The organism is Pantoea sp. CFSAN033090 (assembly GCF_001264395.1).
GTDB classification, from domain to species: Bacteria; Pseudomonadota; Gammaproteobacteria; order Enterobacterales; family Enterobacteriaceae; genus Pantoea; species Pantoea agglomerans.
This window is the reverse complement of sequence record NZ_LGYX01000011.1, coordinates 201,640-215,672: the sequence shown is the minus strand read 5'-3', so window position 1 is coordinate 215,672 and position 14,033 is coordinate 201,640. Positions and strand designations below refer to the sequence as shown.

15 protein-coding genes are annotated in these 14,033 nt (G+C 52.5%); 12 read left to right on the top strand and 3 right to left on the bottom strand.

Annotation, left to right across the window (positions count from 1 at the left end; translation table 11 throughout):
• The first annotated feature begins 275 nt into the window (after positions 1-275).
• The 4 genes from AFL22_RS12655 to AFL22_RS12640 all read left to right on the top strand — a co-directional run bounded on the left by AFL22_RS12655 (position 276) and on the right by AFL22_RS12640 (position 3,655).
• Positions 276-1,241, top strand: a complete 966-nt coding sequence (locus AFL22_RS12655; RefSeq protein ID WP_052271529.1) for a sensor domain-containing diguanylate cyclase — start codon at positions 276-278, stop codon at positions 1,239-1,241.
• 746 nt (positions 1,242-1,987) lie between these two features.
• Positions 1,988-2,152, top strand: coding sequence for a general stress protein (locus AFL22_RS12650; RefSeq protein ID WP_004571242.1), 165 nt, complete (start codon positions 1,988-1,990; stop codon positions 2,150-2,152).
• A gap of 503 nt (positions 2,153-2,655) precedes the next feature.
• Positions 2,656-3,138: a DUF892 family protein gene (locus AFL22_RS12645; protein ID WP_033758778.1), complete on the top strand. Its 483-nt coding sequence runs from the start codon at positions 2,656-2,658 to the stop codon at positions 3,136-3,138.
• Between the two features lie 10 nt (positions 3,139-3,148).
• The gene (locus AFL22_RS12640) at positions 3,149-3,655 is read left to right on the top strand and encodes a DUF892 family protein (RefSeq protein WP_033758779.1); all 507 of its coding nucleotides are present in this window, start codon (positions 3,149-3,151) and stop codon (positions 3,653-3,655) included.
• 80 nt (positions 3,656-3,735) lie between these two features.
• Here the strand turns inward: AFL22_RS12640 and treF are convergent, their stop codons facing one another.
• Both treF and AFL22_RS12630 read right to left on the bottom strand, forming a co-directional pair.
• On the bottom strand, positions 3,736-5,394 hold the full coding sequence (gene treF, locus AFL22_RS12635; RefSeq protein WP_045139632.1) for an alpha,alpha-trehalase TreF: 1,659 nt from the start codon (positions 5,392-5,394) through the stop codon (positions 3,736-3,738).
• A 350-nt stretch (positions 5,395-5,744) separates the two neighbouring features.
• The gene (locus AFL22_RS12630; RefSeq protein WP_052271528.1) at positions 5,745-6,602 is read right to left on the bottom strand and encodes an SDR family oxidoreductase; all 858 of its coding nucleotides are present in this window, start codon (positions 6,600-6,602) and stop codon (positions 5,745-5,747) included.
• Positions 6,603-6,700: 98 nt separating this feature from the next.
• On the opposite strand from AFL22_RS12630, the gene AFL22_RS12625 reads away from it, so the two are divergent.
• The 8 genes from AFL22_RS12625 to AFL22_RS12595 all read left to right on the top strand — a co-directional run bounded on the left by AFL22_RS12625 (position 6,701) and on the right by AFL22_RS12595 (position 13,683).
• The gene (locus AFL22_RS12625) at positions 6,701-7,081 is read left to right on the top strand and encodes a helix-turn-helix domain-containing protein (protein WP_052271527.1); all 381 of its coding nucleotides are present in this window, start codon (positions 6,701-6,703) and stop codon (positions 7,079-7,081) included.
• Positions 7,082-7,862: 781 nt separating this feature from the next.
• Positions 7,863-9,275, top strand: coding sequence for a cytochrome ubiquinol oxidase subunit I (locus AFL22_RS12620; protein ID WP_010671087.1), 1,413 nt, complete (start codon positions 7,863-7,865; stop codon positions 9,273-9,275).
• Position 9,276: 1 nt separating this feature from the next.
• Positions 9,277-10,281 carry a cytochrome d ubiquinol oxidase subunit II gene (gene cydB, locus AFL22_RS12615; protein ID WP_010248926.1) on the top strand — a complete coding sequence of 335 codons (1,005 nt, stop codon included), beginning with the start codon at positions 9,277-9,279 and terminating at the stop codon, positions 10,279-10,281.
• Position 10,282: 1 nt separating this feature from the next.
• Positions 10,283-10,456, top strand: coding sequence for a DUF2474 domain-containing protein (locus tag AFL22_RS23450; protein WP_064689978.1), 174 nt, complete (start codon positions 10,283-10,285; stop codon positions 10,454-10,456).
• A gap of 218 nt (positions 10,457-10,674) precedes the next feature.
• On the top strand, positions 10,675-11,544 hold the full coding sequence (locus AFL22_RS12610) for a helix-turn-helix domain-containing protein (RefSeq protein ID WP_010248922.1): 870 nt from the start codon (positions 10,675-10,677) through the stop codon (positions 11,542-11,544).
• 218 nt (positions 11,545-11,762) lie between these two features.
• A complete protein-coding gene (locus AFL22_RS12605) occupies positions 11,763-11,957 on the top strand; it encodes a hypothetical protein (protein ID WP_052271526.1) in 195 nt (64 codons plus the stop codon).
• Positions 11,958-12,287: 330 nt separating this feature from the next.
• Positions 12,288-13,070, top strand: a complete 783-nt coding sequence (locus AFL22_RS12600) for a siderophore-interacting protein (protein WP_022623856.1) — start codon at positions 12,288-12,290, stop codon at positions 13,068-13,070.
• A gap of 73 nt (positions 13,071-13,143) precedes the next feature.
• Entirely contained in the window at positions 13,144-13,683 is a 540-nt protein-coding gene (locus tag AFL22_RS12595) for a PadR family transcriptional regulator (RefSeq protein WP_052271525.1), read from the top strand.
• Between the two features lie 8 nt (positions 13,684-13,691).
• On the opposite strand, the gene AFL22_RS12590 is transcribed toward AFL22_RS12595, so the two are convergent.
• Positions 13,692-13,988, bottom strand: a complete 297-nt coding sequence (locus AFL22_RS12590; protein WP_010248912.1) for a SelT/SelW/SelH family protein — start codon at positions 13,986-13,988, stop codon at positions 13,692-13,694.
• Between the last annotated feature and the right edge of the window lie 45 nt (positions 13,989-14,033).

The window sequence follows — 14,033 nt, the reverse complement described above, 5'->3', positions numbered from 1 at the left end:
CCCGTTATCGAAGGTTCGACAGACTCCCGCCATTCCCGAACATTCCGAATTTCGCCTCTCCCGCGCCCATTCCACTTCTCAACCCTGTAGCAACACAAACAGATTTCATGGCGAAACCAATTGCCAGGTTTGCCTCTGTGCTGCATTGCCAGACTGGCACCGCCTGATATCCTGTCCAGCCTGCAATTGACCGCGGCTAATCGTGTTTTATAAGCCACCCTTTACAGAATCAGCCTGACAGGCACAATACCCCTTTTTCCTCCTCTCACACGGTTATGTCAGAAGAAGCGCTGCGTCTGCAGATACAGAACCTCAAAAAGCACAATGCGCGTCTGAAGCGTATAGCGCATGACGCCCGCACAAAACTCAATGCGGCGCTGGATGGTACCGGGTTGTTCCTGTGGCAGCTGGATATTCCCAGCGGCAAACTGGTGATCTTCAACCGGCGCTGGGGGGCGATGCTGGGCTTCCAGCCGAAAGAGACCGACGCCAACTTTGAATCCTGGAAAGAGAGCCTGCATCCCGATGATGCCGCCGACGTTCTACAGGCATTCAACGACCACATCGCCGGGAAAGCGCCTTATTACGAGGCTCTGCACCGCATGATCGCCAAAAATGGCAGCATTACGTGGGTGCTGGATCGGGGCCGGGTCAGCGAATGGAATGCGTACGGAGAGCCGGTTAAAGTGATCGGCACTCACATCGATATGACCAAAGAGAAGCAATATGAGGAGCAGCTCGCCCTGCTGGCGCTGCACGATCCCCTTACGCTGCTCAACAATCGTCATGCTCTGCAGAATTATTTCTGTGAAATGAAAGCTCAGGGTCCGCTCTGCGTGGTCTTTATTGACCTGGATAACTTCAAACACGTCAACGACACCCTGGGGCACCGTAGCGGAGATGAAGTCCTCATCCAGTTAAGTCAGCGGTTTACGGAACTCTCTCCGGCAGAAGTGATCATTGGCCGACTGGGCGGCGACGAGTTTGTATTGTTAATACCCTGGGCGCTGAACCATCCGCGGGTAAAGAAACTGGCGCACGCCTGTCTTGACGCGGTAATGACACCTTTTGATATGGCAAACGGGCATGCCCTCATTGGGGCGTCTGTCGGTGTGTCTCAGGCGCAGGACAAAGATGACTTTGATACTGCACTGCAGCGTGCTGATGAAGCGATGTACCGCATCAAGAAAAATGGCAAGCGCGGTGTCGCTTTTGATTCCACTTTTCCCGACTCCCTCTGACTCTGCTGAACAGGGCATATGTTTTGCCTGCCATTAACGCACAAGCTCCCCCTCATGGCTTTGCGCCATCTCATTCATAACGTTGAATTCCCCTTTTCGCAGGCATGCAAAATTTATGCGTATCCCCGCAGAAAATGCTTTTTAGTACTATTCCGAAAACCTGTTTTTTGCCCTCAGGAAGCAGAAATTCATCCGCTTCGCTTAGATTCAAATTTCATCGCTAAATCTGACCTCTCTTTTTAATAAAAATTTTCATTAAATCAGCAGAATTGATCGTTTATTGATCGATTCCGGCTATTTTTAACTGGTGCCATCAATGCGTCACGCTTCGCTTATTTTTGACGTAAAAGCAGGGTTTCAGATTTCTATTTAGCGCTTCGCTTGGGGAAATTGATCGTTTGTTGATCATCTTCACTACCTGATGTTGATTAATCTATCTATTTACCGCTTCGCTTATATTTTTTTCAATTGGACTTTTTTTGAAAATGATCGATTAATAGGGCGCGGCGATTTTCGTTATAAAGATTTTTCATGCCGCGGCTCTTTTATGAATTGAAAAGAGCGATGGTTGGAATCCGTTATCATTTCGGTTGAGGGTAGTACGATCATTAAGCCAGAACTGTGACGGGTTTTTTATTTATCTCACTTGATCGGTCCGATTTTCTGTCTACATTTATGTTGCTGAATCGGCCTGATGAAGCGTTAACTGTGCAAATTCCAATTTTTAAAATTCAAAGAGGACGCATATGACTCAATATCGCGGTGGGGCCGGGAATTTTGCGGCCGACAAAGAGCGTGCTGCTGAAGCAGGACGCAAAGGAGGCCAGAAAAGCGGCGGTAACTTCAAGAACGATCCTGAACGTGCCATTGAAGCGGGGCGCAAGGGAGGTAAGGTTAGCCGCCGGAGCTGAACGTCTTTAACACTGCTGTGACGGCAGGGTTACTCTGTTAGCCGGGCATTTTGAATCTGTTTAGTTCCTCGTGAAGATAATTACACCCTGAATTATGTCATTGCTCCATCATTGGCAATGGCGGGAGCTGTTAATTGAACCGGAAGGGTTTACCCTTCCGGTTTTTTATTTCCGATCGATTAAAGCTATACGGTTAAATAGAACTTTGTACAGGTAAGTTTTTGACTGGTACTTTTTTATGCAGTTAATCTTAAAAAATGTATACAACGATTTATTACTTTGTACAAAATCCAGCGCAGCTAACGAAGCGGCAACGATAAAAACATTATTCAGCTAAATCTTTGCTGTAAAAAGGAAAATGCATTTTACATGCCACTTTTGTCTTAAATTCATACTGATGCAGCGTGCGATATTAAGAATCTCCACTAGACTTTTCAGGTGTCAACGATATGACTGGCGCTGCGTTATTACAGACGCAGCTTTTTAATCAATGAGGCTATCTTATGACAGTGAAAACGTTAAACGATCTGTTCATCCATGACTTATCCGATGTATACAGCGCTGAGAAGCAGATAACCCGTGCATTGCCTAAAATGGCGCGTGCAGCCAGTGACGAAAATCTTATCGCTGCGTTTAATCAGCATCTGGAAGAGACCCGTGCTCAGATTGAACGACTCGACGAACTGGTGGAAGTAACACCTGAAGTCAAAATCAAACGAATGAAATGTCATGCGCTGGAAGGTCTGGTTGAAGAAGCGCAGGAAATTATCGACTCGGTCGAGAAGGGCGAGATTCGCGATCAGGGGCTGATCGGTGCGGCGCAGAAAGTTGAGCATTATGAGATTGCCACCTACGGTACGCTGCATGCGCTGGCGCTGAAGCTGGGTTACACCAAAGCCGCACAGCTGCTGGAAGAAACCCTGAATGAAGAGAAGCAAACGGATGAGAAGCTCACCTCGGTAGCTGAGTCTATTACCGTCTCTTAAGGAGCAACACATGACTGCGATTGAACATTATCACGACTGGCTGCGCGATGCGCATGCGATGGAAAAACAAGCAGAAAGCATGCTGAGCAAGATGTCAGGTCGTCTTGAACACTATCCGGCGCTGGAACAGCGTCTGGCGCAACATCTCGATGAAACTAAACATCAGCTGACTCTGCTGGAACAGCTGCTCGACAGCCACGGTATCGATCACTCTGTAATGAAAGATGCGATGGGCAAAATGGCAGCCACCGGCCAGGCCGTGGGCGGCATGTTTAACTCAGATGAAGTGGTGAAGGGCGCTATCAGTGGCTATGTATTCGAAAATGCCGAGATCGCCAGCTACACCAGCCTGATCGCCGCGGCTGAGCAGGTCGGTGATGCGCAGGGCGTGCGCATACTGAATGAGATCCGCGATCAGGAAGTGGCGATGGCGGAGTGGCTGCTGCAGCACCTGCCTGAAGTGACACAGCAGTTCCTGCAACGTGCGTCACAACCAGGTACTGAAGCGAAGAAGTAGCGCTGAATAGCCTGCATGAAACATGAAAAAGCCGGGATAACCCGGCTTTTTGCGTTTTAAAGGTTTACCGGCTGCGATACTCAGTCAGCCATTAAATGCCCATACATCGTCATCAGCTTACGTGTAACGCCGTTAGTCCAGCCGAATCCATCCTGTAACGGATACTCACCACCACCGCCTGGGCGGGCGCGCTCGCCGCTGATGTCATACTTCTCTACCAGCTTATGGTGCAACTGATAGAAGTTGTTGACCGTGTTGAGCCAGTTCACTGCCACTTCAGTCGCCAGCGTCTCTTCACCGTAATTATTCAGGCCAACAACCGCCATCCACTGCATCGGTGCCCAGCCGTTGGGTCGATCCCACTGCTCACCGCTTTCCACCATTGAGGTCAGCAGGCCGCCGTTGCTCAATAGCAGATGGCGCAGCGAGATCGATTGCAGGTGCGCCTGATGCGGCGTCGCAAGACCGACAAACAGCGGAACCACGGAGGCGACGGTAAAGGCACCGAAACGCTCCCGACGCCAGTCGTAGTCACGGAACACACCGGCGGTGCTGTCCCAGAGATAACGGGTAATCGCACGCTTGCGCGCTTCCGCTTTTTTCTGCCAGGCCAGCGCGGTCAGCTCTTCGCCTTTTGCGTGCGACAGGGTGGCGATCATCAGCTCCAGCTTGTACAGGAACGAGTTCAGATCGATAGGAATAAACTGAGTGGTACGGATGCTCGACAGCCGTTTCGGGTTACGCAGCCAGCGCGAGGAGTAATCCCAGCCCGATTCCGCTCCGGCACGCAGGTCACGATACACTTCGCTGGCCGGACGTTTCGATTCGCGGGCGGTTTCCACATCTTCGATCCACGACTCATCGCGCGGCGTATCGCGGTCATCCCAGTAGCGGTTCAGCAGTGAGCCGTTTGGCATCCGCACTACGTGACGATAAGCCTGGTTCGGCATCAGTGAACCGGCACCGTCCATCCAGAACTGATACTCCTTCATCAGCTGTTCCTGATAGCGCTTAGCACCGCGCACGCCATCTTCTTCGAACAGCTCAACCATCAGGGCAAACACCGGCGGCTGCGAGCGGCTGAGATAATAGGTACGGTTGCCGTTTGGCACATGACCGTAGTTATCGATCAGCCAGGCAAAGTTATCCGCCATGTGACGCAGCAGATCGTCGCGGCCCGATTCTGCCAGGCCGAGCATGGTGAAGTAAGAGTCCCAGTAGTAGGTTTCGCCAAAACGTCCGCCCGGCACCACATAGGGTTTGGGTAACGGCAGCAGCGATGAGTGCGGCATATGCTGCTGCGGCATTTTGGTCAGAACCGGCCACAGGTCGTCGATATGCTCATTGAGCGTTTTATCCGGGTTGGAGACATAAAAGCTTTCGTTTACGCCAGGCAGATAAAAGTGATCGGCGACAAAACGCGACAGGTCAAAATCACTGCTGCGTTTCTGTCGACGATAGCGCATCAGCACATCCAGCGGATCGTACTTGGGCGAACAGTCGGGGAAGGTTTTGCTGTCCTCGAAAATCCGCGACATCTGAACATGTTCAAACAGTTCCAGATAACGATCGGCAGGGGTCAGCGCATCCGGCGCCGGCAAGCCTTCAATCAGCTCCGGCTCCGGTTCAGAATCCTGCATGCGATCCAGCTTCAGTTCATGGGGATCGTATTGATACTCAACTTCCGCCCCGGCACGAACCTCTTCAAGTGCATTTTGTTGCTGGCGATGGGTATTAATAACGGCCTCCTGAGCGGGCGTGGTTGCACAAAGGACAAATTATAGACCTCTCCTCCCCCGGAACAACAATGCAGAATATCTATGAACGTAATAAATATTGTCGATTAATCGAGGTTTTTGGATAAATTCCAGACAATTCAACCAAATATAACGCTGTTCACAAAAAACGCATTTCAGATGAATCTCTTAGCGACCTGAATAAAAAAATTTAACCTGAAGAAAACTGGCGTTTATTCACATTTTGTAAAAGAAACCGCAGCCGCAAAGAGTGCAGAAAGTGGCATACCCAACGGGAATTCGGCAGGAGAGTGAGGTGAGCGGACCCGATTGCCCGCTCATGAATGACAGAATTAACGATTTGCCAGTGCCGCGCGAATGACCGCCTGCCAGGTGGTGGTGGGGCGACCGATGAGCTGGCTCAGCTGACGGGAGTCATCGAACAAACCGCCTTTCTCTGCACCGGCATCAGAATCCGCCAGCATTTCCGCCAGACCTTCTGGCAGGCCTGCGTTTTTCAGCGCCGCCGCAAACTCACTCTGAGAGAGATTGACGTAATCAACCTTTTCACCGCTCTGTGCGGCAATCTCCGTAGCAAACTGCGCCAGCGTGTAGCTGTCATCACCTGCCAGTTCATACACTTTGCCCGCCTGATCCTCACGGGTCATTACTTCTGCCGCCGCTTCGGCGTAATCCTGACGCGCTGCCGAGGCGATACGACCTTCGCCTGCTGCGCCAATAAACGCATGATGCGCCAGCGCCGGTGGGATGCTCGCTGCGTAGTTCTCGCTGTACCAGCCGTTACGCAGCAGGGCGAACGGGATGCCAGAGGCTTTCAGCAGCGCTTCTGTTGCGCGGTGTTCAACGCCCAGGCCCAGCGGCGAGGTATCCGCATGCAGCAGGCTGGTGTAAGCGATAAAGCCCACGCCCGCCGCCCGAGCAGCCTCAATGACGGCTTTATGCTGCGCTTCACGCTGGCCCACTTCACTACCGGAGATCAGTAGCAGCTTATCCACGCCTGCAAAAGCGGCCTCCAGCGTCTCTGGCTGACCATAATCGGCCTGACGGACAATGACGCCCAGCGCTGCGAGATCGGCCGCTTTGGCAGGCGTACGGACGGCGGCAATAATTTCTCCCGCCGGGACTTTTTTCAGTAATGCATCAATCACGAAACGGCCCAGCTGGCCGGTGGCACCTGTAACTGCAATCATGTTAATACTCCTGTGGCTGTTGGTGAAATTCAGACTAGTGTATAAACTAATTTTTAGTAAGTACTTACAGAATTGTTAGTTTGAGGTGGATAAGTTAAATGTCTGAAAAAATTAGTGAAAAATTTATCCGCGGCGAATTGCTCAACGTCAACTGCCCGTCACGTGACGTGCTGAAACGCGTAACCAGCCGCTGGAGCGTATTAATTCTGCTGGCCCTGCAGGACCAGACGCTGCGCTTCAGCGTGTTGCGCCGGACGGTCGGTGGCGTCAGCGAGCGGATGCTGGCGCAGAATCTGCGCTACCTGGAAGAAGATGGCTTCGTGCAGCGTATCGCCTACGATGTGGTGCCACCGCACGTGGAATATCGCTTAACCCCGCTTGGACGCGAAGTCGGTGAACAGGTTGTGGGGCTGGCTGACTGGCTGGAGCTGAACCTGAGCCGGATTCTGGCACAGCGCGAAAAATCTGCGGCAGAGTAAAATCACCCTGTATCAGCCGTCATAACGTGACGGCATGGGTATACTCGCTGCAAAATTTCTGACCCCATTTGTCTGTCATCTCACTTCCTGAAAGCGCGATAACGTAACGGCAGCGAAAATAATCCAGTCGATCTTTTCGCACGGTTGCTGGTTATTAAATCGTTTTATGAATCTCTGGCCCGGAATAATCGACTACCCGCAGCGCGCTGTTAATTCATACCTTCTTTTTGACTCATTTTATTAACATCTCTGATGGCGCTTAAAAGCGCCGTTCTGCGTTTTTTCTGTCAGAAGTTATAGCTGCATTAGCCAGGCAAAAGCAAAAAAGCAAACAAAGCGGCAGAGGTAACTATTTACTCTTTTAACCTGTTAAAAAATAAGGGTATTTAATTTGGAGGCTCTAAAATTTGACCTTTACTCAATCAGGGTTTATAACAAAATAGTGCCTGAAAACAGCCTGTTGAAGGCATTTTTCAGGCAAGGTTCGCTTTAGCGCTATCGATTTTTAAAGTACAAATTACCGTAACATTAACGACACATAAACACGCTCTGATTAACCTTTAGGCCTTATTTTTAAATAAATAATTCCCGTCAAAAACAATGATCAGAATCAATAAAGACTGTTATAGTTTTCATTAACCCCACTGTTTCTATTTCCTCGCCGCGAATAGTTTTAAATTTGCGGCGGGAATTTCAATAAGCGCAGAGAACCAGGCGCATCAGGCTTAAGTTGTTAATTATAAGTAAATACATGGTGTTCTATGTGGCAAAGAGGTAAGCAATGTTCGGATTAGATGCCTTTCATCTGGCCAGGATTCAGTTCGCATTTACTGTTTCCTTCCATATTATCTTTCCCGCCATCACCATCGGTCTCGCCAGTTTTCTGGCCGTGCTCGAAGGTATGTGGCTCAAAACCCGCGATCACACCTATCGCGATCTCTACCACTTCTGGTCGAAAATCTTTGCCGTTAACTTCGGCATGGGTGTGGTATCAGGACTGGTCATGGCTTATCAGTTCGGGACGAACTGGAGCGGCTTCTCGGAGTTTGCTGGCAGTATTACCGGGCCGCTGCTGACCTATGAAGTACTGACGGCGTTCTTCCTGGAAGCGGGCTTCCTGGGCGTGATGCTGTTTGGCTGGAATCGCGTGGGTCCCGGGCTGCACTTCTTTGCCACCTGCATGGTCGCCCTCGGTACGCTGATTTCCACCTTCTGGATCCTGGCCTCTAACAGCTGGATGCATACGCCTCAGGGCTACATCATCCAGAATGGCATCGTGGTTCCGCAGGACTGGTTCAAAATCGTCTTTAACCCCTCATTCCCTTATCGCCTGTTCCATATGTCCGTAGCGGCGTTCCTGGCGAGTGCTTTCTTTGTGGGATCGTCGGCGGCCTGGCATCTGCTGAAGGGGAATAACAATCCCGCTATCCGCAAAATGTTCTCAATGGCGTTGTGGATGGCGCTGATTGTCGCGCCGATTCAGGCGATGATTGGTGATGCTCATGGTCTGAATACGCTGGAACACCAGCCTGCCAAAATCGCGGCGATTGAAGGGCACTGGGAAAACCCACCGGGTGAAGCCACACCGCTGATCCTGTTCGGCATCCCCGACATGGAGCAGGAACGTACCAAATATGCGCTGGAGGTGCCTTATCTTGGCAGCCTGATTCTGACGCATAGCCTGGACAAGCAGGTCCCGGCGCTGAAGTCCTTCCCGAAAGAGGACCGGCCTAATTCAACGGTCATCTTCTGGTCCTTCCGCGTGATGGTGGCGCTGGGCCTGCTGATGATTACGCTGGGCGTGGTCAGCCTGTGGCTGCGTTTCAAAGGGCGTCTCTATGAGTCGCGTCCTTTCCTGTGGTTTGCGCTATTGATGGGGCCGTCGGGTCTGATTGCGATTCTGGCAGGCTGGTTTACCACTGAAATCGGTCGTCAGCCGTGGGTGGTCTATGGCGTGCAGCGCACGATTGATGCGGTCTCGGCACATGGGGATATGCACATGAGCATCAGCCTGCTGGCCTTTATTCTGGTCTACAGCTCGGTGTTCGGCGTGGGGTATCACTACATGATGCGTCTGATTAAGCAGGGACCGGTTACCGGCGAAGGCCATATCACCGAAGAGGGTGGTCCTGGTCAGAAGAAAACCCCGGCGCGTCCGCTTTCCGCTGCCACCTTTAAGGATGGAGACCACTAAGATGATCGATTATTCCGTTATCTGGTTTGCGATTATCGTTTTCGCAACCCTGATGTATATCGTGATGGATGGCTTCGACCTGGGTATTGGTCTGCTGTTCCCGTTCAATAAAGATGCTGGCGAGCGCGACATGATGGTTAACACCGTCGCGCCGGTCTGGGACGGAAATGAAACCTGGCTGGTTCTGGGTGGCGCTGGCCTGTTCGGCGCGTTCCCGCTGGCCTATGCGGTGATTGCCGATGCGCTGTCGATTCCGCTGACCGCTATGCTGATTGGCCTGATTTTCCGTGGTGTCGCCTTTGAGTTCCGTTTCAAGGCGGTAGAAGGCCATCGGGCGTTCTGGGATAAGTCGTTTATTGCCGGTTCAGTCATCGCCACCTTCAGTCAGGGTGTGGCCGTGGGTGCGTTGCTGGATGGTATTCCGGTTGAGGGACGCCGTTTTGCCGGTTCCGCAATGGACTGGCTGGCACCGTTCCCGCTGTTCTGCGGCGTGGGTCTGGTTGTTGCCTACGCGTTGCTGGGCTGCACCTGGCTTATCATGAAGACCGAGAATGAGTTGCACCGTAAAATGTCTGCGCTGGCTACGCCGCTGGTGATTGCGCTGTTAGTGATTATCGGCATCATCAGCCTGTGGACACCGTTTGCGCATGCGGATATCGCGCATCGCTGGTTCAGCAAACCCAACCTGTTCCTGTTCCTGCCGGTTCCGGTATTGGTGCTGCTCTGTTCGTGGGGCATTGTGCGCGCCATTAAACGCGAGGCGCACTATTCACCGTTCCTGCTGACGCTGGCGCTGATCTTCCTGGGCTTCTCCGGGCTGGGCATCAGTATCTGGCCAAACATTATTCCGCCATCAGTGACCATCTGGGCTGCCGCCTCACCGCCGCAGAGCCAGGCCTTTATGCTGGTGGGTAGCCTGCTGATTATCCCGATGATCCTGGGCTACACCTTCTGGAGCTACTACGTGTTCCGTGGAAAAATCAAAGCAGACGCAGGATATCATTGATATGAAAAGCCTCAGCAGCATGAAAGACCACAATCACAATCAAGAAACGAAAGCGCCATGGTGGAAGCGTGTGATGTGGCTGGTGTTTATCTATGCCGCCAGCGTACTGGCGCTGGGCGTTGTCGCCTCGCTGTTCCGCATGATGATGACAGCGGCCGGAATGCGCAGTCATTAGTTGTCGCAGGCTCCATCTTACAGCTATCCGGCGCAGTTTTTATCAATAATCAGAAGGCTGACGACAGTCAGCCTTTTTTAGTTAGTAACCTAAGCAATTAATGCGGAAACGCCCTGAACGGACGCGCAATGCTTACCCTTTCCTTACACCGATTTGCGATTTTTGTTATCCTTTTGTAACTGAAATCCCAGTCCTAACCCGCGTCGTAAATCGCCATCATGCTCAGTCAGGCCATTAAAAAACAGCACATCAACGATCTGGTCGAGTGGATTGAAGCCAATCTCACCGACGATCTTAATATCGATCAGATTACCCTCAAGTCAGGTTATTCCAAATGGCACATGCAGCGCATGTTTAAGGAGATGACCGGACAGACCCTGGCGGCTTACACCCGTAAACGGCGTCTGACGATGGCCGCTATGGCGCTGCGTCTGACCCGCATGACGCTGATCGATATCGCCGTACGTTTTGGTTTTGATAACCAGCAAAATTTTACCCGGGTATTCAAAGGTCACTTTTCGCTGACGCCTGGCGCGTTTCGCCGTATTCCCCATTTGCCGGTTAAAAACTTCCATGGCCGCATTCTGGTGCGATCGCTGGCAGAGCGTGCAACGCTGGTGGAGCGTGAGGAAGAGCTGCATCTGTGCGGAGAAACGCTGGAGTGGGAGTGTAAGTTTGGCGATTACATTGCCGATCGCGATCACCGGGTGGCTGAACAGGCGCGGCAACTGGTGGCGCTGGCGGGCGGCCGCGTGTCGCAGGGCTGGTTAGGCTTTCAGTATGGCCCCGGCCATAGCTCTGCTGATCAGCAAAATATCAGCCTGTTTCAGGCGCTGGAGCCGCAACATGCCGGGCTGCTGGGTGACAACACCGCCAGCTGGAGCGAGGTTCGTGGACTCTATGCGTCGATCCGCTGGAGCGGCAGCCCGGAGCAGCTGACACGCTTTATCGAGGATATCTACTATCAGCATCTGCCAGCACTGGGTGTGTCACGTCGTCCGGGTAAAGATCTGCTGCGTCTCGATTTTGCGCACTGTAAGCCCGACTGGCTGAGCGGCGTTTTTTCTATTCCGGTGATGCAGGCGTAGCCAGCAGGGCAGGGTGTGTGGCTCCCGACCCTGTTAATGCATAATTCGTGCGGTAAACCGTGACAAACCGCACGATTTTATAAAATAACTCGCCGTTCTGGCGTAAAATCCTCTCCCGAAACCCTGCCATGCCTGAATCATCGTGCATCTGTGCCAGGGCTGGAATATTTACCTGCATTTCAGGCCTTTTCTGGTCAAAAAAACAAACGAAGACAACTATGCGACGCTTAATGATTTCACTGATCCTGGCATTGCCTGTCATGGCGATGGCACAACAGGCTGAACCTTTTTCACCTCCTGCCGGACTGCATCCGCACTCTCAGGCCACCCAGCATGAAATTCTGGGTGATGGTGAGCTGCCGGAACACTCCAGCAGCAATCCTTCCCTCTCAGGATTCAACGACACACTGTAAGTGGTCACGCGCTGCCAGAATGTGCGGCGCAACATCATGCCCGGCTCGTCAGGAGCCGGACAGTTTCCGCCTTCTCTGCCTGACCCGTAAACACCCCGCACCTGCTGCTTACCTCTCACTGAACGCTCTTATCAGGGCCGCTCTTCGTCTGCACTACGCACACCCGTACAGGCATAAAATATATCTTAAGCCGCTGGATCGCATTTTTCGTTCTTGCAGTGAAGATATATCATAGCTAATCTTGGCACTTCAGATGAGAATGATTGTTATTCCATGATTGTCAGCATGCCCTTGAGTCACGGGCATCCATCCCGTTTCAGGAGAGAAATTTTGCCTGTATCAGCCGATCAGCGTGTACCACAGCGCGTCCGTAATGAATTGCGTTTCCGTCATATTCAGGTCGCGAGTAAAACTAACATTGCCGGTAAATTCTGGCGCATCCGGTTCAGCGGCAGCGATCTGGCGGGCTTTACGTCGCCAGGCTTTGATGACCACATTAAGGTTTTCTTCCCTTCCGCTGAAGGAGCCACACTGGCTCTGCCACAAATCACCGATGCGGGGATTGTCTGGCCCGAAGGGCTGCGTCCGCAGGCGCGTGATTACACACCGCTGGAATTCGATGGTGAATCTTCACTGACCCTCGATTTCTATATTCATGAGCAGGGCGTAGCCAGTGACTGGGCAACTCAGGCGCAGCCTGGCGATCGGTTGATTGTCGGCGGCCCACGCGGTTCGCTGGTGGTGCCGACCGATTACGCATTCCAGCTCTATGTCTGTGATGAAACCGGGCTGCCGGCTTTTGCGCGCCGTCAGCGTGACGCCCGGGCGCAGGCGCTGCATCTCTATGCTTTTACCGATGAAGCGACGGGCCGCGACTATTTATCTGATACGGCTGATGTGACGACAAACTGGCTCGGCAGCGGCCAGATGCAGAAAGCGCAGCTCAGCCAGCTGATTGCCCGGCTGGATCAGATCACTATCCCGACGGAAGATTACTTTGTCTGGCTGACCGGCGAAGGTGAGTTTGTTAAAGCGCTGTGTGACTACTTTACGGTGCAGCGCGGCCTCAACAGTGACTTCGTGCGGGCGGTGGCCTACTGGCACCAGAAGTAAGCCGCTAAGGCAATTGAGTTTTGCCAGGCGGCGCACTACCATCAATCCCACTTTTTTCGCAGCAGGGCAGACCATGAAACAGCATCCGACTTCCACTTCATCTGACGATCAGAATGCGCGCGCAGGAAGTTGCAGCGGACGGCGCAAGCGACGTGAAAAGATGCTGGAAGCGAGTGAGATTCGCCTGCTGATGCTCCATTTCCTGGCGCAGAATGCCGCGCATGGCTATGAGCTGATCAAGTCTGTTGAGGAGCTGTCAAAGGGAGAGTATTCGCCCAGTCCGGGGATCATTTACCCCAATCTGACGCTGCTGGAAGAGATGGAGGCGATTCAGGTGGTGGATGCGCAGGCAACGCGTAAAGCCTACCGCCTGACGGCAGCGGGAGAAGCGCAGCTGGCAGAGAATCGTGAAACGGTCACCAGCCTGATTACACGGCTCTCTACGCTGGCAATTCTGGTCAATAACCGCAGCATTCCTGCTGTTGAGCAGGCGATTCATGGGCTGAAGGTCGCGCTGAACCGGCGGCTTGCGCAGGAAGATATCTCAGAAGCCGCGCTGCAGACGCTGATTAAGGCGCTGCACGACGCGGCAGAAAAAATCACCCTCAGCTAATCGCGGAGTTAGCTGACTTCAGTTTTGTGTTTGTCGATGTGGCCCAGCGTACGATCCGGGAAGCAGATGTCCCGCACACGCTGTTTCAGCGTGGTCGCATCCGGGAAGCCACCATCCCGCTTACGTTCCCACAGCAGATGCTCATCCAGCGTAATCTCAAAGATACCGCCGGTGCCCGGTTTCAGCGTCACCTCCGCCAGATCCTCAGCGAACGTATGCAGAAGTTCCTGTGCCATCCACGCTGACCGCATCAGCCAGTTGCATTGCATACAGTAGTGAATAACAACCACAGGTTTTTGCGCCATAACTCTATTCCTTTACGTGTTGATAAATGCCAATGCATTCGGGTT